We start from the raw sequence: 26,227 nt of genomic DNA on the forward strand, positions 1-26,227 counted from the left end.
CCGTAATTGAATGCTGTGAACAGTTCCCTCACCCCCGGCCTGGAAGCGCTGCTGCAGCGCGCCTCAACCCGTGCCCTGTCCGAGCCGCTGCGCCAGGCCTTGCTGGCCTGCTGGCAGCAAGCGGACACGGATGTGTCGCCGCGCCTGTCCTGGCCGGTACTTGCCGATACCCTGGATTCGCTGGCGCTGCTGTCCGCCGACGAAAGTGTGATCGTCGCCGCCCTGCTGTTTGATCTGCCTGGGCTGCGCGCGCGCGCGGCCGAGCTGCCGCTGGGGCCAAGTGCCACGGCGGTGACCGGACTGCTGGACGGGCAGGAGGCTGCGGACCAGGTGTGGGCGCTGCACGCCGGGCGCGAAGCCGGCCGCAACAGCGAAGGCCTGCGCCGGCTGCTGCTGGCGATCATCCATGACCTGCGGGTGGTGCCCATCCTGCTGTCCCGGCAGTTGGCCTGCATGCGTGCGGCCGACAAACTGCCGGCCGAGGAGCGCCGTGCGCTGGCCCAGCTGACCCGCGACATCCACGCACCGCTGGCCAACCGGTTGGGTATCTGGCAGTTGAAGTGGGAGCTGGAGGATCTGGCATTCCGCTTCCTCGAACCGGACACCTACCGCCATATCGCCCGCGAGGTGGACGAAACCCGTATCGCCCGTGAGCGCTATGTCGAGGCGGTGAAGAAGAAGCTGTCGGCTGCCCTGGCCGAGCAGGGCATCGGTGCTGAAGTCAGCGGCCGACCCAAGCACATCTACAGCATCTGGCGGAAAATGCAGAAGAAGCAGCTGGCCTTCGAACAGCTGTATGACCTGCGCGCGGTGCGGGTGATGGTCGATGACGTTGGTGCCTGCTACGCCACGCTCGGCGTGGTGCATGCGCTGTGGACGCCGATTCCCAGCGAGTTCGACGATTACATCGCGCGCCCCAAAGCCAATGACTATCGGTCGCTGCATACCGCGGTGATCGGCCCGGAAGGTCGCACCATCGAAGTGCAGATCCGCACCCACGAAATGCATGCGCAGGCCGAACTGGGCGTGGCCGCGCACTGGAAGTACAAGGAGGGCGGCAAGGGCGCGGAGAAGGCCTTCGATCGCAAGATCACCTGGATGCGGCAGTTGCTGGAGCAGGCCCAGGAGCCCGGCAGTGCGGATGATCTGGCCGGCGCGCTGGATGCCGAGCTGATCGAGGACCGGGTTTATGCGCTCAGCCCCAAAGGCGAGGTGATGGACCTGCCGGCGGGCGCCACACCGCTGGATTTCGCCTACCACGTGCACACCATGGTCGGGCACCGTTGCCGCGGGGCCAAGATCAACGGCCGGATCGTGCCGCTGACCTACCGCCTGCGCAGCGGCGACCGCGTCGAGATCCTTACCGGCAAGGAAGCTGACCCCCGGCGCGACTGGCTGCTGGTGTCCAATGGTTTCCTGGCCAGCGGGCGTTCGCGCGAAAAGGTCCGCAACTGGTTCCACAAGCTCGACCGTGCCCGCAACGTGCAGGCCGGCCGTGAGCTTCTGGACCGTGAATTGAAGCGATTGGGCCTGCAGCATTCGGACCTGATGGTGGCGGCGCGCAAGTTCCACGCCGACAGCGTCGACGATCTGTACATCCAGGTTGCTCTGGGCGATACCGGACCCAACCAGGTCAGCCGCGCGCTGCTGGAGGCCGAAAAAGCCGCCTCGCAACCGGCAGCACCGGTACTGCCAAGGCCGACTGCGCGCCGTGGCAGCATCGGCAAGTCCGATTTCACCGTGCAGGGCGTGGGCAATCTGCTGGTGCAGTTGGCGCGTTGCTGCCAACCGGTGGCCGGTGAGCCGATCACCGGCTACCTCACCCGCACCCGAGGTGTCACCGTGCATCGCATGGACTGCGCGTCGCTGGCGCGCTTGTCGGCCGCCCATCCGGAACGGGTATTGCCGGTCGAATGGGGACGTACCGGCACCGGCTATGAGGTGGATGTGATGGTGCGCGCGGTTGACCGCCGCTGGCTGTTGAAGGACATCACCAACCTGATCGCGCAGGAGGATGCCTATGTGCTGGAGATCAACAGCGACAACCTGCGCGAGAGCGGACGCATCCAATTGCGCCTGCGCTTGAAGGTGAGTGACTACGGCCAGCTGTCCACCCTGCTTGGAAAACTCGATGCCTTGCCCGGCGTAGACGATGCGCGAAGGCTGGGATAGGTAAGCTTGGCGCATGGAGAACTGGCGTCAGCGCGGCCAACAGGGATTGGAGACATTCGGCGACAAGCTGCGGCTGTACGGGCGCTGGTGGGTGGCGCGTGGCTGGAACAGCCCGCGTGCCTGGCGTTCGATCGCCATCGGCGTGGCCGCCTTGGCGCTGCTATTGGCGTTGTTCCGGCAGCCGCTGGCCGACTGGCTGTGGCCGGAAACCAAGATCCAGCAACTGCTCGATGACGGCCGCCTGGCGCTGCGCGAGGGGCGCTTGAGTGCCACCGACGGGCGCGGGGCACGTGAACTGTTTGAGGCTGCCGCCGCGCTGGACCCGGACCGCAGCGATGTGCGCAACGCGCTGGTACAGACCGCGCAGGCAGCGCTTGCACAGGCGCGCACACAGTTGGCGGCAGGCGATCGCGAGGCGGCTGCGGCCAGCCTGGCGCTGGCGCGGCAACTGCAGGCACCTTCCGCCGAGATTGATCTGCTCGCGGCCAGGCTGCAGCAGGCGGTGCGCGGGAATGACGGCATCGAGCAGCTGTTGCAGCAGGCCGAGGCCGCGCAGGCGCAGGGCCGTCTGGATGATGCGGCGGACGCGGCCTTGCCGCTGTACCAACGTGTGCTGGCGCTGCAGCCGGACAAGATGCAGGCGCTGGAAGGGCGTGACGAGGTGCTGTCCGACCTGTTGACCCAGGCCACGCGGGCGGCGGATCGCGGTGATCTGGCTGCAGCGGCGGCCTTGCTGCAGCGGGTGGAGCACTATGATGCTGGTCATGCCAATCTGCCCGGGGTCAAGGCGGTCATGAATGCCGCGCTGGAACAGCGTCGGCAGCAGGGCGAGCGTGATCTGGCACGCGGCCGCCTGCAGCGCGCAGCCACTGCTTTCCAGCAGGTGCTGGCGGCAGGCGAGGACCCGGTCGCCCGCCAGGGGCTGCAGCGCGTCGCCCATGCGCAGGTGCAGGAAGCATTGCGTCTGGCTGCGGATTTTCAGTTTGAAGCGGCTGAGCGCGCGCTCCAGCACGCGCGTGAACTGGCGCCAGACAGTGCCGAGCTGAGCCCTGCCGAACAGGTGCTGCAACGCGCGCGTCAGGCCCGGCAGTCGATGGAGGCACCGGTTGCCGGCGCCGAGCGCGAGCGCCGCTTGAAGGCGCTGCTCAAACAACTCGACGAAGCCGAGGCCCGCCAGCAATGGTTGTTGCCACCGGGCAGCAGCGCCTACGACCGCTTCAAGGCGGCACAGGCGCTGGCACCGCAGGACCCGCGGGTCAAACGCGCGGCGGCAAGGATACTTCCGGCCGCGCGCACCTGCCTGGATGACAACCTGCGCGGCAATCGGCTGCGTGCGGCACGTACCTGCCTGGATGCCTGGCAGGCGCTTGCCCCGACTGATCCTGCATTGGCACCGGCGCGGCGACGGCTGGCGCAGCGCTGGATCGCGGTTGGCAGCGAGCGTTTGGGAGGCGGCGACACCGCCTTTGCACAGCAGGCGCTGCTGCAGGCACGCGAAATCGATCCGGCGACGCCGGAAATTGCCGGCTTCAGCGAACGGGTGCGCAACGCGCTGCGTTGATTGTCGCGGGCGCTGGGCCGGGATGAGCCGGATAGCGCTGAGCTACGCTCGGCTGGGCTTTACCGGTATGGCTCCAGCGCAGCATGACCGCGCTCCATCGATGGTCCGGCTGCGCGTGCACGCTTGCATCTGGTGTGATTGAACGAGCGACGTGCGCTATGGGGAAAAAAACACCCGCTGCACGGCGAGGCACGCCGCATCCATCGAGAAGTGCTCGGCAATATTGGCCAAACCGTTGCCTGACAGCTTTTCCCATAGCGCCGCGTCGTCATACAGGCGCAGCACTGCATCGGCAAAGGCCTGGCTGCCGTCGGCAACCAGTACATCCTGGCCATCATGCAGGTGCATGCCTTCCACGCCGCAGGTGGTGGCCACAACTGGCTGGCCGTGGGCCATGCTCAGGTTGACCTTGCCCTTGACCCCGGCGCCGAAGCGCAGCGGCGCCACCGCAACACGCATGCCGGTCATGAAGGGAACAACATCGGGGACATAGCCATGTACCTGCACGCCGGGGCTGCCGCCGGCCAGCGCATGGATGCTGTCAGGTACATCGGCGCCGATGCAGTGGAATTGGATCTCCGGACGCTGGGCATGGATCAGCGGGAACACCTCGCCGATGAACCAGGTCATCGCATCCAGATTCGGTGGGTGGCGGAAGCCGCCGACGAACACCAGATCATGCCGTTGTGCCCAGCCCTGGCCAGCGCCAGCGACTTCATGCAGATTGGAGATCAGTTCGACCTGCACCTGTGGTGCGTCGGTCGCCAGCTGCTCTTTTTCAGCCGCGCTGACCAGCAGGGTCACATCGGTGGCTGCCATCACCGCCAGCTCGCTGGCGCGGGTGCGTTCGGCGCTGCGCAGCAGGCGCTGGTCGCGGGCCAGCTCGGCACCACGGCGCTCGCGCAGGTAGTGCAGGTCGACGGTGTCGAACACGGTACGCGCCTGCGGGGCAAACTGTTTCAACAACGGCAGGCACTCGTTGGCAACGTGGTAGCGGACCAGCATGACCACGGCGAAGCGTTTGCCGTTGTCACGCAACCAGCTGCCAACGCGGTCGAGGAAGGGCGCATGCCAGACCTCCACGCCCATGGCCTGCAGGGTCTGGCTCGCCGCGCTGGCGGGTTCGCCGCGGGTAGGCAGGAACACCACATGCGCGCCTTCTGCCAGCAGCATGCGGATCAGGTTGAACTGGCGCAGCGAGGCCGAATCACGGTCGGGTTGTGGCAGGCACTCATCGATGATCAGGATCTGTCGCTGGCGGCGATGCAGCAGGGCAGGTGACGGTACGCTGCCTGCTGCTGGCTGCGCGGCAAGTGCGTCCTGCCAGACCTTGGCGAATACCGCTTGATTGCGGACCTGATAGGCCTTGACCCCGGTGCTGGTGTCGGTGCCATTGCTGGTGCCCTCGTCGTGCACGACGCGGCTGGCAGGTTGCACCAGCACGCGGCGTCCAGCGGCGCGTACCTTGAAGGCCAGGTCGGTGTCTTCGTAATAGGCCGGCGCATAGCGGCTGTCCAGCCCACCCAGTTCTTCAAACAACAGCCTTGGTATGGCCAAGACTGCGCCGGAGCAATAGTCGGCATCGCGTAGCGCGCTGTAGCGGGGGTCTTCGGCCGACTCGAAACGGCCGTAGCTCCAGCAGCTGCCATCGGCGAAGACCACGCCGCCGGACTCCTGCAGGCGGCCATCCGGATACAGCAGCTGTGCACCGACCAGGCCGGCGTCCGGCACGCGGTCGAAGGTTTCCAGCAGTGCGTCCAGCCAGCCGGGTTGGGGAATGGTGTCGTTGTTGAGCAACACCACATGGTCACCGCGGCTGAGGCGCAGGCCATCGTTGCAGGCTGCGATGAAGCCACCGTTTTGCGGCCGCAGGTGGTAGCGCAGTCCATCGATCTGTTGCATCCATTCGCGGGTGTTGTCGCTGCTGCCGTCATCGATCACCAGGATCTCGCAGCTGGCGGCAGGCGGATGCGCGGCCAGGGCGCGCAGGCAGGCCAGCGTATGAGCGCAATGGTTGTAGACAGGAATGACGATGCTGGCCGTTGGGCGCTCGCTGCCGGGCACACGGAACGGCGCAAACGGGACGTTGGCGGGGAAGTACAGCGGTTCGCGCTGAGCGGGCGGTTGGCGGCGGGTGTGCACGCCAACCCGGTGCAGCGTGGCCCGCCAGCCGCGGGTGCGCAGGCTGGCCAGGCCCCGGCGGATCAGGCCGATGATGCGATTGACGGCGTAGCGCGCATCGGCCAGCGAAATCGACATTCCTTTGGAACTCCAGCTTAAGCAGGGAACTGACAGCCAACGCCCCCGGGGATGCGGCTGCGTTAGACTCATTGCAAACCACATTCTCGCATCCCTGTGCCACGACGCCACGATTCCGACCAGTTCGAAGACGATACCGACGGCAACAGCCCTGTGTGGCGGAGCCGCTTGATCACCTGGGGATTGGCTGCAGCCGCATTGGGGCTGGGTTTCATGATCCCGTATACGCTCTACCTGAACAGTCAGGTCAGCCAGCGTTTTGGCGAGCTGCGTTGGCAGATCCCCACCCGCGTCTATGCGCGGCCGCTGGTGCTCAGCCCGGGCACGGCGATGAACGCCAATACGTTGAAGACCGAGCTGGCGGCGTCCGGTTACCGCGATGATGGCGCTGGCAACAGTCCCGGCACCTACAAGGTGCAGGGCGGCAGCTTCAGTATTTCCAGCCGCGGTTATGTCGACGTTGATGGCAATGTCGCCGCGCGCAAGGTGGACGTGGTGGTTTCCGGTGGGCAGGTGGCTTCATTGCGCGATGCTGGCAGCCGCAAGGCGCTGAAAGCCGCGAGGCTGGATCCGGCACGTATCGCCACCTTGTACGGGCAGAAGCAGGAAGAGCGCCGGCTGGTGCGGGTGGGCGATGTGCCGGAGCTGCTGGTCACCGGCCTGCAGGCAGTGGAAGACAAGGACTTTGCCCGTCATCACGGCATTGATCTGAGCGGCATCGCGCGCGCGGTGTGGGTGACCATCCGTACGGGGGGTGAGACCAGGCAGGGCGCCAGCACCTTGACCCAGCAGCTGGCCCGCAGCGGCCTGCTCGGCATCGGCAAGGAACAGACGATCACCCGCAAGTTCAACGAGGTGCTGTACGCGCTGATCATGGAAGCGCGCTACGACAAGTCCACCATCCTTGAGGCCTATCTCAACCAGGTCTACCTGGGCCAGCGCGGCAAGCAGGCCATCCATGGCGTGTCCTCCGGTGCTGAGTTCTGGTTTGGCCGCGACCTCAACTCGCTGAGCAGCGAACAGATCGCCTTGCTGATCGGTCTGGTCAAAGGCCCGTCGTTCTACGACCCGCGGCGCAATCCCGAGAACGCACTGGACCGCCGCAACTTCGTGCTGGGCAAGCTGCACGAAAACAAATTGATCGACGATGCCGAGTACCAGCGTGCCCTCAAGGCGCCGCTGGGCGTGTCCAAGACGGCAGGTATCGCCGCCGCCAACCGGTTCCCGGCCTATGTCGACCTGGTACGTCGCCAGCTGGGTAACGACTACCCGGAAAGCGTGCTGCAAGGCGCCGGCCTGAATGTCTTCACCGGCATGTCGCCGTCGGCCCAGGCCTATGCCGAGGGCGCGGTGGCGCACACCATCAAGGCGCTGGAGAACAAGCGTCGCCCGGAGCTGCAGACCGGCCTGGTGGTCACTGACGTGCACAATGGTGACGTGCTGGCCGTGGTCGGCAGCCGTGATGTATCCGAACCGGGTTTCAACCGCGCCATCGACGCGCAGCGGCAGGTTGGTTCGCTGCTCAAACCCTTTGTCTACCTGCTGGCATTGGCTCAACCGGATCGCTACTCGCTGGCCAGTTGGGTCGATGACTCACCGGTGACCGTCAAGCTCAGCCGCGGCCGCAACTGGACGCCGGGCAATGCCGACAACCGCAGCCACGGTACGGTGCGGCTGATCGATGCGTTGGCCCGTTCCTACAATCAGGCCACCGTGCGCGTTGGCATGCAGGTCGGTCCGGAACGGCTGACCCAGTTGATCAATGTGCTGGCCGGGCTCAAGGCCGAGTCCAATCCGGCGGTGATCCTGGGTTCCACCGACCAGAGCCCGTACGGCATGGCGCAGCTATACCAGTTCCTCGCCTCCGGCGGTGAAATCCAGCCGCTGCATGCGGTGCGTGGCGTGGTCGATGCGCAGGGCAAGCTGCTCAAGCGCTATGACAAGAGCCCGGCGCCGGCACAGGAGGGCGATTCGATCGCCGCCAACCTGATCAGTGTCGGCCTGCAGCAGGTGGTGTCCAGCGGCACCGCCTCGGGCTTGAACGCCGCAGGCCTGTCGCGGCTGCAGGCCGCCGGCAAGACCGGTACTTCCAACGACGGCCGTGACAGCTGGTACGCCGGTTATACCGGTGACCATCTGGCGGTGATCTGGATGGGCAACGACCAGAACGAGCAGACCGGTTTGTTTGGCGCTTCCGGCGCGATGCGGGTGTGGTCGGGTATCTTCCGCAACCTGCCGAGCAAGGCCCTGCAGGTGAACAACAAGGGCCTGGACTGGCAGTACGTGGAAGCGGCAGGCAGCAATGCCACCGACGAATCCTGCCCGGGCGCGCGCCGCTTCCCGTTCGTGGTTGGCTATGCGCCGCAGTACGTGCCCTGTGCTGTGCCGGCGGAAGTGCCACTGGAAGAAGGTGCTGACGGTGCGCAGGAACAGTCCGGCGGCGGCTGGCGTGGTTGGCTGGGACTGGATCGCAAGGAACCTGAACCGGCTGCGGCCCCCGCTGCGCAGACGCCTGCGCGATAATCCCGCCCATGAATACCAAGTCTTTGATCCGCTACGCGCTGCTTGCTGCTGCAGCTTCCCTGTCACTCGCAGGCTGCGTCAGCGCACCACCGGCAGCAAAGCCGGCGGTAGTCGACAACACCACGCCGACCCAGCGTTTGGCTGCGGTCGATGCCATCGCCGGCGTCGATGACACCGAGCTGTCGGTGCAGCCGCTGCGCGATGCGCAGGTGGATGATCTGCGCGAGACCGCCATCGCCCTGCGCAAGGCCGGTGACCTGGCCGGTGCAGCTGAAGCCCTGAACGAAGCGCTGCTGCAGGTGACCGATGACCCGGGCATCCTGCAGGAACGCGCCGAAATCGCCCTGCTGCAGGCCGACTGGGCGCGCGCCGAGACCTTGGCCAGGAAGGCGGTGGATCTGGGCTCGCGCACGGGTCCGCTGTGCCGCCGCCACTGGGCCACCATCGAACAATCGCGTCTGGCCCGCGCCGAAAAAGAGAATGCCGTCTCCGCGCATGCGCAGATCGAAGGCTGCACCGTGCCGGGGATCAAGCGTTTTTGATTTGTGCCGGGAATCGGGAGTTGGGAACAGGGAATGAAAGTGCCTGATCGCCGGGCGAGGGTGTACTCCGTCAGCGCCATGGCGCGAACACCGTTTCGATTGAGGCCAGCGGCCATTCCCCATTCTCGATTCACCACTTCCGGCGCTTGAGCCATGTCCTCCCTGGTCACCGCCAGCTGCGAAGCACTCAGTGAAGGTGGCGCGCTTGCGCGTCAGCTCGATGCCTTCGTGCCGCGCCCCGCGCAGCTGCGTTTGACTGGCGCCATCGCCGAGACCTTCCAGCAGCGCGATGTGCTGCTGGCCGAAGCCGGTACCGGCACCGGCAAGACCTACGCCTACCTGGTGCCGGCCTTGCTGTCCGGTTTGAAGACCATCGTTTCCACCGGCACGCGCGCGTTGCAGGACCAGCTTTACCACCGTGACCTACCACGCGTGCGTGCGGCACTGGGTGTCGGTCATCGATCCGCGCTGTTGAAGGGGCGGGCAAATTATCTGTGTCGCTATCGACTGGACCAGGCACGCGGCGAGCCACGCTTCACCTCGACCGAGCAGGTAGCGCAGTTCCAACGCATCCTCACCTGGTCCGGCCGCACCCAGTACGGCGATATGGCCGAGTTGGACGGGTTGGCCGATGATTCGCCCTTGCTGCCGATGGTCACCTCGACGGTGGACAACTGCCTGGGCACCGATTGCCCGTTCTGGGGCGATTGTTTCGTGGTGCAGGCGCGGCAGCGGGCGCAGGAAGCGGATCTGGTGGTGGTCAATCACCACCTGCTGCTGGCCGATCTGGCGCTCAAGCAGGAAGGTTTCGGCGAGATCCTGCCCGGCGCGCAGGCCTTCGTCATCGACGAGGCGCACCAGCTGCCGGAGCTTGCCGCGAACTTCTTCGGTGAAGGGTTCGGCATGCGTCCGTGGCAGGAACTGGCGCGCGACTGCATGGCCGAATGCCGCAGCGTCGCTGGCGCGCAGGCCACCCTGCAACAACCCGTGGCGACGCTTGAGCTGGCCCTGCGCGAACTGCGCGAGGCGATGGAGAAACTGCCGCAGCGCGGTACCCGTTGGCGCGCCCTGGCAGTGCCTGCGGTGGCCGAGGGTTTTGACGCGGTTGCCGCGGCGATGGCGCAGCTGCGCGATGCATTGAACGTTGTGCGCGAAGCCTCGCCGGGCCTGGATGCCTGTCATGCACGTGCGCTGGAAGGCGTGTCACGGCTGTCGCGCTGGTTGGATGACGGCGACAGTGGCGCGGTTGATGCGTGGGATATCGATGAGGTTGCAGTCGCGCCGGAAGATAGTGCCGCACCAGCCGCCAGCGATTCGCTATTCCCCGTCGATGATGGCAATGATGTGCTGTGGTACGAGCTGACCCCGCGCGGCTTCCGCTGCCAGCGCACGCCGATGGATGTGTCCGGCCCGTTGCGCGAGCACCGTCTGCGCTCGATGGCGGCCTGGGTGTTCACTTCGGCCACGTTGACCGTGGATGGTGGCTTCGAGCATCTGTCCAAGCGCCTGGGCCTGGATGATCCGGATACTTTGGTGCAGCCCAGTCCCTTCGATTGGCAGCAGCAGGCGCTGTGCTATCTGCCACAGCAGCTGCCCGATCCGGCGGCGCGTGGTTATGGCGCGGCCTTGATCGCCACCTTGCGGCCGGTGCTGGAAGCGTCGCAGGGCAGGGCATTCCTGTTGTTTGCCTCGCACCGCGCGCTGCGTGAGGCCGCCGATGCGCTGCGCGACGGCCCTTGGCCGCTGTTCGTGCAGGGTGAGGCGCCACGCGCCAGCCTGCTGCAGCGTTTTCGTGAGTCGGGCAATGGTGTGCTGCTGGGCGCGGCCAGCTTCCGTGAAGGCGTGGATGTGGTCGGTGATGCGCTGAGCGTGGTGGTGATCGACAAGCTGCCGTTCGCTGCCCCTGATGACCCGGTATTCGAAGCGCGGCTGGATGCGATCCGCCGCCAGGGCGGCAATCCGTTCCGCGATGAGCAGCTGCCGCAGGCAGTGATCGCGCTCAAGCAGGGCGTTGGCCGGTTGATCCGGAGCGAGACCGACCGCGGCGTGCTGGTGCTGTGTGACCCGCGCCTGCTGTCGCGCGGCTACGGCCGGATCTTCCTGGATTCACTGCCGCCCTTCCGCCGCACCCGCGCACTGGCCGATGTGCAGGCCTTCTTTGCGCGACAATGGGCGCCGGAGGCAGATTCTGCCAGCGCGACGGCCTCGGCCGACGCTGGCTCCGAAGCGCCGCCGTTCTCCCTTTCCTGATGTGATGCCATGAAGCTGCTTGCCTTTGAAACCGCCACCGAAGCCTGTTCCGTCGCCCTGTATGTGGATGGGCAGGTATTGGAGCGGTTTGAAGTCGCTCCGCGTCGGCATGCCGAGTTGAGCCTGCCATGGGCCGAGCAGTTGCTGGCCGAAGCCGGTGTCGCCCGCAGCCAGCTGGACGCCATCGCGCTGAGCCGTGGGCCGGGTGCTTTCACCGGTGTGCGCTTGGCTATTGCGATCGCGCAGGGCATTGCCTTGGCACTGGACCGGCCCTTGCTGCCGGTATCGACCCTGCAGACCTTGGCACTGCGCGCACCGGCCGATGCGCCGCGGGTGCTGGCCTGCATCGATGCGCGCATGGGCGAGCTTTACGCAGCGCGTTATCTGCGCGATGCCGATGGCGAACTGCAGTTGCAGGAGCGTGAGTTGCTGGTCGCGCCGGATGCCGTGCAGTTGCCGGCCGACGACAGCAGCTGGGCTGGTGTTGGTACTGGCTTTGCGGCGGGCGAGGGCGTGTTGAGCGCGCGCCTGCAGCCGCGGCTGGGGAGTGTGGATGCGCAGGCATTGCCCGGTGCCGCCGACGTGCTGAAGATTGCCGTGCCGGCGATGCTGCGCGGCGAAGCCATCGCCCCGGAGCTGGTGCAGCCGGCCTACCTGCGCGACAACGTCGCGCTGACCCTGATCGAACAGCAGGCCTTGCGCGATTCCAAGCGCTGAAGCGGTCGCGGTGTGTGATGGTTGTGGAAGCGGTGTAAACCGCGAAGCTCATGCACCATCAGATGGCGATCAGCTCCGTGGTTCGGGCATTGCCAGCCTCGCGGTTTACACCGCTCCCACAACAACACAGCGGCATCACCGCTTGTGGGAGCGGCGTGAGCCGCGAAGCTCATGCACCATCAGATGGCGATCAGCTCGGTGGTTCGGGCATTGCCAGCATCGCGGTTTACACCGCTCCCACACAACACAGCGGCATCACCGCTTGTGGGAGCGGCGTGAGCCGCGAAGCTCATGCACCATCAGATGGCGATCAGCTCGGTGGTTCGGGTATTGCCAGCTTCGCGGCTTACGCCGCTCCTACAAAAAACCGGTTCAGCGATCGTCGTGCAACTGCCCGCCGGGCAGGAACATCCAGGTGCGGGTGACCTGCAGGATGTCGATGTCGTCCTTGGTCTCGGGCAAGGCCGGGAAGGGCTGCGCCTGCTCGATCACGCGCAGGGCGGTGGCATCCAGCAGGGGCACGCCGCTGCTGCGCAGCACCCGGCTGCTTTCAACGCTGCCATCGCGCCGCACGCCGACGGTGATCACCACCTGGCCGGCAAGCCGGCGCTGGCGCGCTTCGTCGGGATAGTTCAGGTTGCCGACGCGCTCGGCGCGGTCGACCCAGGCGCGCAGGTAGTTGGCATAGGCGTATTCGCGGGTGCTGGCCGAGACGAACTTGCGGTTGGGGCGCTTGGCGTACTGCTCCGAGCGCAGGTGCACTTCGGCCGCCAGTCGCGCCATCGCTGCATCACGTTGTTCGCGTGCGCTCATCGGCGCGTTGGCATCGGGGCGATCCGGCAGCGGCTGGGTCTGCGCGGTCGCTACCGGGTCCTTGCCCTGGGTGCTGGTGATGATGCGCGCCTGCGGTGGTGGCGGCGCGGCCGCGCTTTGCGCCTGCAGCGGTACCGGTGCCAACCCGTCCTGCAACTGCGGCACGATGCCGGCCTGGGAATCGCGAGGACGCTGGGCCTTGTCATGGTCGCCGCCGCCCTGCTGGTTGGCCTGGGCGAGGAAATCGGCCTGCTTGGGCGTGAGCGGCGTGCTGGTCTGGCTGAAGATCACATCCAGCGTCGGTACCAGCGGTGCGTTGTCGCTCACTGCAAAGCCGACGCCGAGGATCAGCAAGCCATGCACCAGCGTGGACAGCACCAGGGTGGCGGTCAGGCGTTGCTGCTCGCTGACCCGCGGTGCCGCGGGCAGGACGTCAGGCTGGGAATACATCAGGCCAGGCCAGCCTCGATGGCATCAAACAACTGCCCAGCGATGTTCAGGCCGAACTGTGCATCCAGCTCACGCACGCAGGTGGGGCTGGTGACGTTGACTTCGGTCAGGTAGTCACCAATCACATCCAGGCCAACGAAGCGCATGCCGCGGCGCTTCATTTCCGGACCAACCTGGGCAGCAATCCAGCGGTCGCGTTCGCTCAGCGGGCGGCCTTCGCCACGGCCGCCAGCGGCCAGGTTGCCGCGGAATTCGTCGCCCTGCGGGATGCGCGCCAGGCAGTAGTCCACCGGTACACCATCGATCAGCAGGATGCGCTTGTCGCCAGCGCTGATGTCGGGGATGAAGCGCTGCGCCAGGGCCAGGTGCTGGCCGCCATCGGTCAGCGTCTCCAGGATCACGTTGAGATTGGGGTCGCCGGTGCCGCTGCGGAAGATCGAGCGCCCGCCCATGCCGTCCAGTGGCTTGAGCACGGCAAGGCCGTGTTCAAGCACGAAGGCCTTGAGTTCGCGTGCGTTGCGGCTGACCAGGGTCGGCGGGCAACACTGCGGGAACAGCAGCGCGGCCAACTTCTCGTTGAAGTCGCGCAAGCCCTGCGGGTCGTTGACCACGGTGGCGCCGGCCTGCTGGGCGACGCTGAGGATGTGCGTGTCGTACAGGTATTCGCCATCGAATGGCGGGTCCTTGCGCATCAGCACGATCTGCCCCGGGCCGAATGCCAGCGGGGCGAACTCGCCCAGGCTGAACCAGCCGGCCTTGTCGTCGCGTACCTGCAGCGGGGCAACCTCGGCCTGGGCCTGGCCACCGTGCAGGGACAGCCCGCCGGGGCGCACGTAGTGCAGCCGATGCCCGCGGCGCTGGGCTTCCAGCAGCATGGCAAAGGTGGTGTCCTTGGCGATCTTGATGTCGGCGATGGGGTCCATCACCACGATGACGTCTAAAGGCATGACTTGAATCCAGCAGATCTGGTCGACGATGTTAGCTGTTCAGGGCGGGGTCGCACAGCGCGGAAAGCGGAACGCTGAGGCTGAATGGTGCTGCGCTTTTATTGAGATGCAGGTCACATTACATTGGGGATCGGCCAAGTCCTGCGGACATCGCTTGACAGTTCGCGGCTGGGCTGGGATATAGATGCGCTTTCGCGGCAATATCGCACTTGGTATCGGTCGCGCGTTCGGGGAACAAAAATGGTTGAAAACATGGCTGCGGGTGGGGAACTCGCAGGGCTGAAGGTGATGGTCATCGATGATTCGAAGACCATCAGGCGCACGGCTGAAACACTGCTCAAACGTGAAGGTTGCGAGGTCGTTACCGCTACTGACGGTTTCGAAGCGTTGGCCAAGATCGCCGACCAGCAACCACAGATCATCTTCGTCGACATCATGATGCCGCGGCTGGATGGCTATCAGACCTGTGCGCTGATCAAGGGCAACCAGCTGTTCAAGTCGACGCCGGTGATCATGCTGTCATCCAAGGATGGCCTGTTCGACAAAGCCCGTGGCCGCATCGTCGGTTCCGAGCAATACCTCACCAAGCCATTTACCCGCGACGAACTACTAGGTGCCATCCGCACATACGTCAACGCCTGACCAGGGGGTAAGGCACAATGGCTCGAATTCTTTTGATCGAGGACTCACCGACCGACAGGGCGGTGTTTACACAGTGGTTGCTCAAGGCTGGGCACGAGGTGTTGTCGGCTGACAATGCCGAGGACGGCCTGCAGATTGCCCGTGAGCAGGCTCCGCAGCTGGTGCTGATGGACGTGGTGTTGCCGGGGATGAGCGGTTTCCAGGCGACCCGCGCGCTGTCGCGTGACGAGTCCACGCGTGCCATCCCGGTGCTGATCGTCAGCACCAAGGGCATGGAAACCGACAAGGCCTGGGGCATGCGTCAAGGCGCCAGTGATTACATCGTCAAGCCGCCGCGCGAGGATGATCTGATCGCGCGGATCAACAAACTGGTGGGTTGATGCGTTCTCCATTCGACATCCTTGAAGCCTACGAACGCCGCAGTCTGGCGCACGCGGTACAGCTGCCCGAGCGCAGCTTTTCGCAGGATGTCTGGCGTGGCGTGGGGTACCGCGTCGGCAGCCGGCATCTGGTCTCGGACTTCCGCGAAGTCGTGGAAATCGTGCCGATGCCGCCGGTCACGCCGGTTCCCGGCGCCCAGCCCTGGTTGCTGGGCGTGGGCAACCTGCGCGGCAACCTGTTCCCGGTGGTGGACCTGAAGAACTTCCTGGAAGGTGAGCGTACGCCGCCACAGGAAGGTCAGCGCGTGTTGATCATGCGCCAGAGTGGCGGCGACGTGGCGCTGGTGATCGACGAGTTGTATGGCCAGCGCAGCTTCGAGGCACCGATGCAGGTGCCAGCCGGTGACATCGCCCAGGGCCGTTACGCGCACTTCGTCGAACGTGCCTTCCACGATGAAGGCCGTGACTGGGGCGTGTTTTCGCTGTCGCTGCTTTCCCGCACTCCTGAATTCCGGCAAGCAGCCGCCTGACGGCACGCTTGCCTCTTCGTATTGAGACCGAGGTCGAACGATGAGTACTGCTCCTGAAGCCGCCAAGGCTGGCAAGCTTGGCAATGTAAGCACCAACTTCTGGTTGGGCTTGTTGGTGCTCTCGATGGTCGTGTTCGGTGCCAACACCGGCGTGGCCACCTGGCAGGGCAGTCGTCTGGCCGGCGCCAGTACCGGCGCCGCCGATCTGCAGGTGCTGTCACAGCAGCTGGCCAACCAGGGCCGTGAAGCCGTGGCTGGTAGCCGCGAAAGCTACGCAGCGTTCAAGGACACGCGCAGCAAGGTGGAAAGTACGGTCAGCGAGTTGCAGGGCCGTTACGGCAATGAGACTGGCGTGTCCGGCCCGCTGAGCGCGCTGGTCGATACCTGGAAGCCGCTGTCCAAGAACGCCGAGCAGATCGTCGCCTCCGAGCCGGCCGTGCTGGCCCTGGCCGGTAACGCCGATGCCTTCGTTGGCGCGGTGCCGCAGCTACAGGCGCAGTTGAACGAAGTAGTGCGCGCAATGACTGCCGGCGGCGCCCAGTCCTCGCAGGTCTACAACGGCCTGCAGCAGGTGGTGGTGGTGGGCACCATGGCCCGTCGCGTCACTGAAATCCGCGCCGGTGGTGCTGGCGCAAGCGGCGCTGGCGACGCACTGGCACGCGACATGGTGGTGTTCACCCAGGTGCTGGAAGGCCTGCGCAACGGCAATGAGGAAATGGGCATTTCCGCCGTGCGCAATGCCAATGCACAGGTTGCGCTGGAACAATCGGCCAACCAGTGGGCAAAGATGAAGAAGGATGCCGACGCCATTCTGGCCAGCTCGCGCAACCTGTTTGCTGCACAGTCCTCAGCGGCCGCACTGGCGACCGGCTCGGACAAGATGCTGGAGAGCAGCCGCAAGCTGTTCGATGCGTTCTCGGCGTTCGGTTCGGCCCGCGATACCCGCATCTTCCCGAACTTCTGGTGGAGCGTGATCTTCGGCGGCCTGTCGGTGCTGTCGATCATTGGCTTCGTCTGGAGCACCGTGCGTACCCGTTCGCGTGAGCAGGACGTGCGTTACCAGACCCAGGTGGAATTCAACAGCCGCAACCAGCAGGCGATTATGCGTCTGCTGGACGAAATCAGCTCGCTCGGTGAAGGTGACCTGACGGTAAAGGCCTCGGTGACCGAGGACATGACTGGTGCCATCGCCGACGCTATCAACTACGCCGTGGACGAACTGCGCCACCTGGTGACCACCATCAACGACATCTCCTCGAAGGTGGCAGTGTCGGCACAGGAAACCCAGGCAACGGCAATGCAGCTGGCCGAAGCCGCAGGCCACCAGGCCGACGAGATCACCAGCGCCTCGGACCGTATCGGCGAAATCGCTACCTCCATTGAGCAGGTGTCGCGCAACTCCACCGAGTCGGCCGAAGTGGCACAGCGCTCGGTGGTCATCGCGACCGAAGGTGCCGGCGTGGTGCGCCAGACCATTCAGGGCATGGACCAGATCCGCGACCAGATCCAGGAAACCTCCAAGCGCATCAAGCGCCTGGGTGAGTCCTCGCAGGAAATCGGCTCGATCGTGGAACTGATCAACGACATTTCCGAGCAGACCAACATCCTGGCATTGAACGCCGCCGTGCAGGCAGCCTCGGCCGGTGAAGCCGGTCGCGGTTTCGCCGTGGTGGCCGACGAAGTGCAGCGCCTGGCAGAACGTACCTCCGGCGCAACCCGTCGAATCGAAGGTCTGGTGCAGGCGATTCAGGCCGATACCAACGAAGCGGTTACCTCGATGGAACAGACCACCGCCGAAGTGGTGTCCGGTGCGCGCCTGGCCGAAGACGCCGGTACCGCACTGACCGAAATCGAGCGCGTGTCCAACGCACTCAACAACTTGATTAAAAGCATCTCCATCGCCGCCAACCAGCAGGCCTCGGCAGCTACCGATATCACCCAGACGATGGGCGTTATCCGGCAGATTACCGGCCAGACCTCGCAGGGTGCCGGGCAGACCGCCGACTCGCTGGGTCAGTTGAACCAGTTGGCGGCAGAGCTGCGCCGTTCGGTGGCCGACTTCAAGTTGCCGGCCTGAACGGACTGATCGGGCGGGGATGCAGAGGAATCAGCAGATGAAGTTTCGTCACAACGCAACGCAGGGCCGCCCGGACGGCATGCAATTGATGCTGCACGGGGGAGTGCGATGAGTACCTTGCGCGATGCGATGAGCCACGCAGCTCTTGGGTGGGTAAAGCCCGAGCTGGACGAGACCCTGCGCCAGGTGCGCAACGAGGTCGAAGCGTTCGTGGAAGATCCCAGCGATTCCAGTCGCATGCGTTTCTGCGCCGGTTACCTGCACCAGGTGCAAGGCACGCTGCGGATGGTGGAGCTGTATGCACCGGCGATGGTTGCCGAGGAGCTGGAACTGCTGGCCAATGCGGTGCGTGAAGGTGGCGTCGCCGACCGCGATGAGGCCTGCGCCACGCTGATGCGCGGCACCGTGCTGCTGCCCGACTACCTGGAGCGCCTGCAGAACGGCCACCGTGATATCCCGATCGTGCTGCTGCCGTTGCTCAATGACATCCGCGCGGCACGCGGCGCTGAAGGCATCAATGAAAGCGTGCTGTTCGCCTTCAATCCCGATGCCAGCGACGCCAGCCCGGACGAGCTTGAGCACGCCCGTGGCAGCGTGAGCGGGCGTAACCGCGAACTGCTCGATACCGTCGGCAGTGCGGTCAAGGAAGAGCTGATGCGCATCAAGGATGCGCTCGATCTGCATATGCGCATGGATGGCAATCCGGCCGACCTGCAGGTGCAGGTCAATGAGCTGGGCGCCGTCTCGGATACCTTGGGCGTGATGGGCCTGGGCGTTGCCCGTGGCATCGTTGCCCAGCAGCGCGATTCGCTGCACGAAGTCGTCAACGGCAGTCGTCAGATCGATGACAACCTGTTGCTGGATATCGCTGGCGCGCTGCTCTATGTGGACGCCTCGCTGGACGAGCAGGTTGCCCATCTGGGCGCCAACGTCGCGGGTGAAGATGATGCGGGTTCGGTGGAGACACGCCGTACCGTGGAAGTGCTGGCGCATGAAGCCATCGCCAATTTCACCGCTGCGCGCGAATCCTTTGTCGCCTTCATCGAGACCAATTGGGACCATGCTCGCCTGGCCGAAGTGCCACGTCTGCTGGGCGAGGTCTCCGGCGCACTGCGCATGCTGGAAATGCCGGCGCCGGCCGATTACCTGCAGGCTGTACGCCAGTACATCGACGTCGAACTGATCGCACGCCAGCGGATCCCGAGCGGCCGCCAGCTCGACACCCTGGCCGACGCGATGGCCAGCCTGGAGTACTTCCTTGAAGCCCTGCGCGATCGCCGCCCGGGCCGCGAGGAAATCCTCGATATCACCCGCACCAGCCTGGAAACCCTGCGTTACTGGCCGATTCCGTCGCAGCAGGCCGTGGCCGACAGTGCTGTTGTCGAGACGGCGGTTGCCGGCCTCAGCACCGCAGCCGTTGCGGACAGCGCAGGCATCGCCGTGGCCGATTCGGCAGCTGCGGATGTGGTCGAAGCACCGGCTGAAACTGTGGAAACGGCGGGCGAAGCGTCGCCGGTTGTCGAACAGTCAGCGATGATCGCTGCAGCGGCCGTGCCGCCGCCGTTGCCGCCACTGGAAGTGGAAGAAAAGCCGCAGGCTGCTGTCGCCGATTACCCATTGGTGTTTGGCGCGGCGATCAATGCCGTGGCAACCCCAGTCGCACCGGTCCAGGTTGTGGACGTGCCTGCGGTGTCTGCGCCGCAGGCAGCAGACGGCGCAGCCGGGAGTTTTGCATTCGATCCAGTGGCCGCCGAGACGCCGGAAGCCGCTGCGAGCAGTTTCAGCCTGGCGCCGATGGTGCTTGAAGGCCAGGAGCCAGCGGATTCGAACGGCGCGGAAGCACCGGCGTCGTTTGCCGCGAGTTTCGACCCGGTCGCCGCCGAGGACGCGACGTCCACCGTCGCCAGCGACAGCTACCACTTCGACGCCTCGCTGTTGACGCTGGACGGTACCGATACAGCAGCAGCGCAGGTGTCCGAGCCTGCCAGCACCGGCGCGCTTGATGCCGAGCTGGTCAACCTTGAGTTTGCCGACACCGATGTGTTCTTCAGCCCGGAGCTGGAAGCCGTCAACCCGGTGATCGATGACACAACGAACGCGCCGGTATCGCTGACCAACGACTGGGAGCTGGCCGCCACGCCAGTTGAACAGGCATCCGCCCCGATCGAACCGGCATCCATGCCAGCGGAAGCCGTATCCAAGCTGGATATGGAAACCGCTGCGTTCATGGCGCAGCTTGATGCAGCTGCCGAGGCCTTCGATCCGTTCGCGCTGCCTGAGCCGCTGCAGCCTGAGCCGGTTACGGCGGAAGTTGCCGGTAGTGCTGCCAGTGCTGCCGCGCCGACGCGTGCTTCCGCGCCGGCGCAGCAGCTTGATGGCGGCTTCATCGATGGCGGCGATGTAATCGATCAGGACATCCGTGACGTCTTCATCGAGGAATTCGACGAAGAGCTTGAGAACCTTGGCAACCTGCTGCCCGCTTGGCGCGCGGCACCCGCCAACATGGAGCGTCTGCGCCCGGTACGGCGCGTATTCCATACCTTGAAGGGCAGCGGGCGCCTGGTGGGTGCACGCACCCTGGGCGAGTTCAGCTGGAAGATCGAGAGCATGCTCAACCGCGTGCTCGACGGCAGCCGTCCCGCCAGCCCCGCCGTCATGGCTGCGGTGACCCAGGCCTATGACGTATTGCCGGAACTGAATGCCGCGCTGCGCGGCGTTGGCAACATCCAGTCCGATCTATTGGGCATACAGGATGTGGCTGACCGCGTTGCCGCTGGCGAAGAAGCGTTCTACGTGACCGGTGCCAGCGCTGTTGCAGCGGCTGCGCCGGCTGAGCAGGTGGCGCCGGAGATCGCGATCGTCGCGCCGGCGGAAAGCGACGTTGCAGCAGCCATCGAAATCGACGACGCGGAAGGTACCCCTGCGTCGGTGGACGAGGTGCTGCGCGAGATTCTCGAAGCCGAGATCGGCGCGCATCTGGTCACGGTCAATGCCTGGCTGGCTGGCTCGGCTGCACAGCCGCAGCCGGTGTCCGAAGACCTGTTGCGCGCCGTGCACACCATGAGCGGTGCATTCGCGATGACCGATGTGCCGGTGATCACCCAGATCACCAGCCCGGCGGAAACCTTCGTCAAGCGTTCGCTGGCGGCTGCGGTTACGCCGACAGCTGCGGGCGTGGATGCGCTGGCGCAGATGGCGGTGGCGGTACAGACCACGATCACGGCGCTGCGTGCGTCGTCACCACGCATCCCGGCGTTCCCGGGCGTGGCTGAGCGTCTGCAGGCGCTGGTTGATGCCCTGCCGGAAGGCAAGTGGCCACCGATGCAGGCCGAAGACGACCTTGTCGCAGACGATATCGCGGCTGTGCCGTCGACCGGTTCGCTGGACAGCGACGTTGGTTCCGAGCCGGTTGGTACGGAAGACCTGTCCGCGTACTTCGATGCCGGCTTGCTGGATGAGACGCCTGGCAGCGAAGCATCGCAGGACGTCCCTGCGCCGCTGGCCGCAGCCGAACCGGAGTTCCTGCGGGCTGGTGCCGACGTTGCCGAGCACGATGCACACGAGACAGCTGACGGTGCTGATGCGGTTGATGTGGAGCCGCTGTCGCAGCCGGTCGACGCCGCCGTTGCAAGCGGGTCGGAAGCCGTGGTTGCCGTTGATGAAGTGAGCGGGCAGATCGACATCGCCGGATCGGCTGAAGTCGTCGAGCCGGTTGCCCCGCAGCAAGCCGTCGAAGCTGAAGACCACTATGACGCGGTGCGGGCGTCCACCTGGGGTGCTGCACACGACGCTGAGGAGACAGCAGAAGCAACGGATCCGCAGCTTGTCGTTGAAGCTGGCAAGGTCGAATCCGAATCGGCTGTCGGCACTGAAGTTGATCTGGCATCTGCAGCCGAAGCAGTCGACACGCAGGTCGAAGATGGTCAGCAGAACGCGTCGGTCGCGCTGGAAGCGTCCAGCCATCCGGATGACCGTGACAGCGTGGTCGCACGCGCCCTGGCCATCGCCACCGCTGCAGCTGGTGTTGGCGCAGCACAGCTTGGCTCGGTTGAAGCCGAAGCCGAAGCCGAAGCCGAAGCCGAAGCCGAAGCATCAAGCCCGGCTGGGCAGGCTGCAGAAAGCGAGCTGGCGGTAGCAGACGCAGAAGAAATTGAAACGGCTGTGGCCGAAGAGCAGGCTGATGCTGCCGCGGAGCTCGACGAAGTCACCGATGACAGCGACGTGCCTTCGTCGATCGCGGCCGCCCAGACCGACGTTGTTGCTCCGATTGGCGAGGAGCCGGTTGTGGATACAGCGTTGGAGCTGGAAGCTGTAGAAGCCGAAGCCGAAGCCGAAGCTGAAACTGAAACTGAAACTGAAACTGAAACAGCAGTAGAAGCTGAAATCGAAGCTGAGGCAGCTGTCGACGAAGCTGCGTTGATCGAAGACATCGCTTCGAACGAAGAAGATGCGTCGGTCGAGGACGCGCTGGCAATCGAAGAGGCCGAGCAGCTTGAAGAAGCCGCTCAGCTTGACGATGTGGCTGTGAGCGAGGTTGTCGAGCCAGTTGGCGTCGAAACCATTGCCGTTGCCAAGACCGTGCTGGCACCGCTGACCGCAGCGTTGCCGGAACAGGCTGAGGTACCAGTCGCTGCGGCCGTGGCGCACGAACTGGACGCCGGGCCGCTGAATTTCGCCGACCTGGATCGCGAGCTGGTCGATATCTTTGTCGAGGAAGGCAAGGACCTGCTCGACCATTGCGATGGTCTGGTCAACGACATGCGCGCCGCGCCGGAAGACCGCGAGGCGCTGGCGGGCCTGCAGCGTGACCTGCACACCCTCAAGGGTGGTGCACGCATGGCCGGCATCAATGCCATCGGCGACCTTGGCCATGCCATCGAATCGCTGCTGGAGGCGGTTGCCGCCAACCGCACCGAGATCACCCGCGCCGACGTGCAGCTGCTGGAGCGCGGTTTCGACCGTCTGCACCAGTTGTTGATCCGCACCGGTGAGCATCGCGCAGTGGTCATGCCGACCGATCTGATCGAGGCCTTCGAAGCGCGTACCGATGGGCGCGCCGAAGCTGCGCAGGCACCGGTGGAAGCAGCTGCCAGCACGTTCGAACCGGCACCGGCAAATGCTGCTGCCGACGTGCTGCCGAAGCCGCTGGCGGCGATCGAGCCGCTGTCTGCACCGCTGCGCGAAGAACAGGCGAGCAACGAGGAAGAAGGCGCGCCGCGCGGCCAGGAACAGGTGCGCGTGCGCGCTGACCTGCTCGACAGCCTGGTCAACCACGCCGGCGAAGTGGCGATCTACCGCTCGCGCCTGGAGCAGCAGCTGGGCGCGTTCCGTGGCGCCATGGCCGAGCTGGACCGTACCAACGCACGACTGCGTGACCAGCTGCGTCGTCTGGATCTGGAAACCGAAGCGCAGATCGTGGCGCGTTACCGCCGAGAGCATGAGCAGGCCGACCAGACCTTCGATCCGCTGGAACTGGACCGCTTCTCCACCCTGCAGCAGCTCAGCCGTGCGCTGAACGAATCGGCGGCCGACTTGGGCGGTCTGCAAGGTGTGCTGGACGATCTGTCGCGCAACTACGACACCTTGCTGCAGCAGCAGTCGCGTGTCAGCTCGGAACTGCAGGATGGCCTGATGCGCGCGCGCATGGTGCCGTTCGATGGTCTGGTGCCGCGCCTGCGCCGCGTGGTGCGCCAGGCCGCGCAGGAAACCGACAAGCAGGTGCACCTGAAGCTGGAAGGCACCCACGGCGAACTCGATCGCAACGTGCTGGACCGCATGGTCGCGCCGCTGGAGCACATGCTGCGCAACTCGGTTGCGCACGGCCTGGAACAGCCGGCCGCACGTGCTGCCGCGGGCAAGCCGGAAGAAGGCGAAATCGCCCTGCGTCTGCGCCGCGAAGGTTCGGAAATCGTGCTGGAAGTGGGCGATGACGGTGCCGGCCTCGACCGCGAGGCGATCCGCCGCCGCGCCGAGCAGCGTGGCCTGCTGGGCAGCGACGAGCAGATCGACGATACCCAGCTGGACCAGATGATCTTTGCGTCCGGCTTCAGTACCAGCGAACAGGTCAGCCAGTTGGCAGGCCGCGGTGTGGGCATGGACGTGGTGCGCAACGAAGTGCGCCAGCTTGGCGGCTCGGTGGACATCCACTCGGTGCGTGGCCAGGGCGCGACCTTCACCTTGCGCCTGCCGCAGACGCTGGCGGTCACCCAGGCGGTGTTTGTCCGCATCGGCGAAACCACCTACGCGGTGCCGGTGGCATCGGTCAGCGGTATCGGTCGTATCTCCCGCGAGCGTTTCGAGTCCGGGCAGGGCGGCTACCACTACAACGGCGAAGATTTCAGCCTGTACAACCTCGGCACCCTGGTGGGCCAGGTTGCTGCCAAGGCCGAAGGCCAGGCCGAGATCCCGCTGCTGCTGGTGCGCTCCGGCGACCTGCGCGCAGCGGTTGCGATCGACCAGGTGCTGGGCAACCGCGAAGTCGTGGTCAAGCCGGTGGGGCTGCAGATCGCGTCGGTGCCGGGCATCTACGGCGCCACGATCACCGGCGAAGGCAACGTGGTGGTGATCCTGGACGTGGCACCGCTGGTGCGTCGTCACCTCACCCAGCCGCAGCAGTTGGTCGAGCACACCGAAACCAGCAATCAGCGCCATGTGCCGCTGGTGATGGTGGTCGACGATTCGCTGACCATGCGCAAGGTCACCGGCCGTGTGCTGGAACGTCACAACCTGGATGTAGCGGTGGCCCGCGACGGCGTGGAAGCGCTGGAGCAGCTGGAAGAGCGCATCCCGGACCTGATGCTGCTGGATATCGAAATGCCGCGCATGGACGGCTACGAGCTGGCCACCGCGATGCGTGCCGATCCGCGCTACAAGAACATCCCGATCGTGATGATCACCTCGCGCAGTGGCGACAAGCATCGCCAGCGCGCATTCGAGATCGGCGTGCAGCGCTATCTCGGCAAGCCGTACCAGGAGCTGGATTTGATGCGCAATGTCTATGACCTGCTGGGGATCGCCCGTGCACGCGACTGACGACACTGCCAAGCCGGTTGCATTGCTGGCCCGTGCCGGTGCCGCCCGTGATCGCCTGCGCGAGGCGTTGGTCGCCGCTGGCGGCCGCATCGTGCTGGAAGAAGACCCCAACCAGCTGGAGCCGGCGACGCTGACCTCGGCTGCGCCAAAGGTCGTGCTGGTGGCCCTGGAGCCTGCAGTCGAGGATGCGCTGGAGCGGCTGGAGTCGGTGCTGGAGACGCCCGAGCTTTCCTTGTTGTTCGAGGAGGCCGAGCTGGCTGCGCGTCGCGAAGGCTGGGAAGCACAGCGTTGGATCCGCCATCTGGCCGCCAAGCTGCAGGGCCACGACAACGTGCTGCCACCGGGCCTGGAGAACGAAGACGCCGAGCCGGCCATCATCCTGGAACCCGGCTTGCCGCCACGTCCGGAAGACGGGCATGTGGATGCACCGTTGCAGTTTCATCTGGACGAGGCACAAGTGCAGGCTTATGACCTGCCTGCCGATGAGATCTACGTCGCTCCGGTCAGCGCGCTTGAACCGCCCCCGGAAGTGCTGTCGTTCGAGGAACTGATCGGCGGGAACGCGCAACCTGCGCAGCCATCGTCGCCGAGCCTGCCACCGCCGCTGCCGCCGGAGCCGGCTGTCGCGCCGGTTGAAGCTGAGAGCAGGAAGGCACCGATTGCTGACTTCAGCAGCTGGTCGCTGGTGGAGGACGACGGCTACGAGACGGCGCCTGCTGCAACCACCAATACCCCGGAGCCGCCTCCGGCCCTGGCCAGCCTGCTCAACAGCGAGTTGTCCCTGGTTGAGATCGACGCTGGCCCTGCCGAAGGTAATGGTGCGGTGCTGCTGATCGCCGGTATTGGCGGCCCGGATGCGGTGCGCCGCGTGCTGGCCAGCCTGCCGGAAGACTTCGCGCGGCCGGTGCTGGTGCAGCTGCGCCTGGATGGCGGTCGTTATGCCAACCTGGTCAAGCAGATGGCACGGGCCACGCCGTTGCCGGTGACCTTGGCCGATCCGGGCCAGAACCTGGTCCCGGGCGATGTCTATATTCTTCCCGACGTGATCGGCGTGGAGTCGAGCGCCGAGGGCCTGCGCTTCTGCGCGGAAGCCAACGACCTGCTCGGCGCCTTGCAGCCGGACCGCAGCGCGGTGCTGATGCTCAGTGGTGCCGACGTGGCGATGGTCGCTCCGGTATTGGAGTTTGCCGGCAAGGGCGGCTGGGTGGCGGGGCAGATCGGCGAGGGGTGCTATGACCCGGCCGCTGCCAGCCAACTGGCTGTCGCTGGCATGAGCGCCGGCGATCCGGAATATCTCGCCGCCGAATTGGCTGTGCATTGCGCGGCCTGACC

15 protein-coding genes are annotated in these 26,227 nt (G+C 65.5%); 12 read left to right on the forward strand and 3 right to left on the reverse strand.

Annotation, left to right across the window (positions count from 1 at the left end):
- Window positions 1-15 precede the first annotated feature (15 nt).
- Both AC13FW_RS09800 and AC13FW_RS09805 read left to right on the forward strand, forming a co-directional pair.
- The gene (locus AC13FW_RS09800; RefSeq protein ID WP_482988923.1) at window positions 16-2,172 is read left to right on the forward strand and encodes a RelA/SpoT family protein; all 2,157 of its coding nucleotides are present in this window, start codon (window positions 16-18) and stop codon (window positions 2,170-2,172) included.
- 13 nt (window positions 2,173-2,185) lie between these two features.
- Window positions 2,186-3,733 carry a hypothetical protein gene (locus AC13FW_RS09805; RefSeq protein WP_482988924.1) on the forward strand — a complete coding sequence of 516 codons (1,548 nt, stop codon included), beginning with the start codon at window positions 2,186-2,188 and terminating at the stop codon, window positions 3,731-3,733.
- A 156-nt stretch (window positions 3,734-3,889) separates the two neighbouring features.
- Here AC13FW_RS09805 and AC13FW_RS09810 read toward each other — a convergent pair whose 3' ends face one another.
- Complete coding sequence (locus AC13FW_RS09810; protein ID WP_482988925.1) at window positions 3,890-5,992, reverse strand: glycosyltransferase; 2,103 nt, start codon at window positions 5,990-5,992, stop codon at window positions 3,890-3,892.
- Window positions 5,993-6,088: 96 nt separating this feature from the next.
- On the opposite strand from AC13FW_RS09810, the gene mrcB reads away from it, so the two are divergent.
- The 4 genes from mrcB (at window position 6,089) to tsaB (ending at window position 12,024) form a co-directional block, all read left to right on the forward strand.
- Window positions 6,089-8,515, forward strand: a complete 2,427-nt coding sequence (gene mrcB, locus AC13FW_RS09815; protein ID WP_482988926.1) for a penicillin-binding protein 1B — start codon at window positions 6,089-6,091, stop codon at window positions 8,513-8,515.
- Between the two features lie 8 nt (window positions 8,516-8,523).
- Complete coding sequence (locus tag AC13FW_RS09820) at window positions 8,524-9,057, forward strand: tetratricopeptide repeat protein (protein WP_482988927.1); 534 nt, start codon at window positions 8,524-8,526, stop codon at window positions 9,055-9,057.
- A 153-nt stretch (window positions 9,058-9,210) separates the two neighbouring features.
- Window positions 9,211-11,307: a DNA repair helicase YoaA gene (gene yoaA / locus AC13FW_RS09825; RefSeq protein ID WP_482988928.1), complete on the forward strand. Its 2,097-nt coding sequence runs from the start codon at window positions 9,211-9,213 to the stop codon at window positions 11,305-11,307.
- Window positions 11,308-11,316: 9 nt separating this feature from the next.
- Window positions 11,317-12,024: a tRNA (adenosine(37)-N6)-threonylcarbamoyltransferase complex dimerization subunit type 1 TsaB gene (gene tsaB, locus AC13FW_RS09830; RefSeq protein WP_482988929.1), complete on the forward strand. Its 708-nt coding sequence runs from the start codon at window positions 11,317-11,319 to the stop codon at window positions 12,022-12,024.
- A gap of 372 nt (window positions 12,025-12,396) precedes the next feature.
- On the opposite strand, the gene AC13FW_RS09835 is transcribed toward tsaB, so the two are convergent.
- Both AC13FW_RS09835 and gshB read right to left on the reverse strand, forming a co-directional pair.
- Window positions 12,397-13,287: an energy transducer TonB gene (locus tag AC13FW_RS09835; RefSeq protein WP_481547704.1), complete on the reverse strand. Its 891-nt coding sequence runs from the start codon at window positions 13,285-13,287 to the stop codon at window positions 12,397-12,399.
- On the reverse strand, window positions 13,287-14,234 hold the full coding sequence (gshB, locus tag AC13FW_RS09840; protein WP_482988930.1) for a glutathione synthase: 948 nt from the start codon (window positions 14,232-14,234) through the stop codon (window positions 13,287-13,289). The genes AC13FW_RS09835 and gshB overlap by 1 nt, the downstream gene beginning before the upstream one ends.
- Window positions 14,235-14,474: 240 nt before the next feature.
- Between gshB and pilG the strand changes: the two genes are divergently transcribed.
- From pilG to AC13FW_RS09870, 6 genes are all read left to right on the forward strand, one after another.
- On the forward strand, window positions 14,475-14,876 hold the full coding sequence (pilG, locus tag AC13FW_RS09845; protein ID WP_057628851.1) for a twitching motility response regulator PilG: 402 nt from the start codon (window positions 14,475-14,477) through the stop codon (window positions 14,874-14,876).
- A gap of 17 nt (window positions 14,877-14,893) precedes the next feature.
- Complete coding sequence (locus tag AC13FW_RS09850) at window positions 14,894-15,256, forward strand: response regulator (protein ID WP_282271119.1); 363 nt, start codon at window positions 14,894-14,896, stop codon at window positions 15,254-15,256.
- Window positions 15,256-15,786, forward strand: coding sequence for a chemotaxis protein CheW (locus AC13FW_RS09855; RefSeq protein WP_282271121.1), 531 nt, complete (start codon window positions 15,256-15,258; stop codon window positions 15,784-15,786). Before AC13FW_RS09850 ends, AC13FW_RS09855 begins: the two co-directional genes overlap by 1 nt.
- A 40-nt stretch (window positions 15,787-15,826) precedes the next feature.
- Window positions 15,827-17,863 (forward strand): methyl-accepting chemotaxis protein, encoded by a 2,037-nt coding sequence (locus AC13FW_RS09860; RefSeq protein WP_282271122.1) that lies wholly within the window; start codon window positions 15,827-15,829, stop codon window positions 17,861-17,863.
- 108 nt (window positions 17,864-17,971) lie between these two features.
- Window positions 17,972-24,895, forward strand: a complete 6,924-nt coding sequence (locus AC13FW_RS09865; protein ID WP_482988931.1) for a hybrid sensor histidine kinase/response regulator — start codon at window positions 17,972-17,974, stop codon at window positions 24,893-24,895.
- On the forward strand, window positions 24,882-26,225 hold the full coding sequence (locus AC13FW_RS09870; protein WP_482988932.1) for a chemotaxis protein CheB: 1,344 nt from the start codon (window positions 24,882-24,884) through the stop codon (window positions 26,223-26,225). Before AC13FW_RS09865 ends, AC13FW_RS09870 begins: the two co-directional genes overlap by 14 nt.
- Window positions 26,226-26,227 lie beyond the last annotated feature (2 nt).

The organism is Stenotrophomonas sp. 21LCFQ19 (assembly GCF_056861425.1).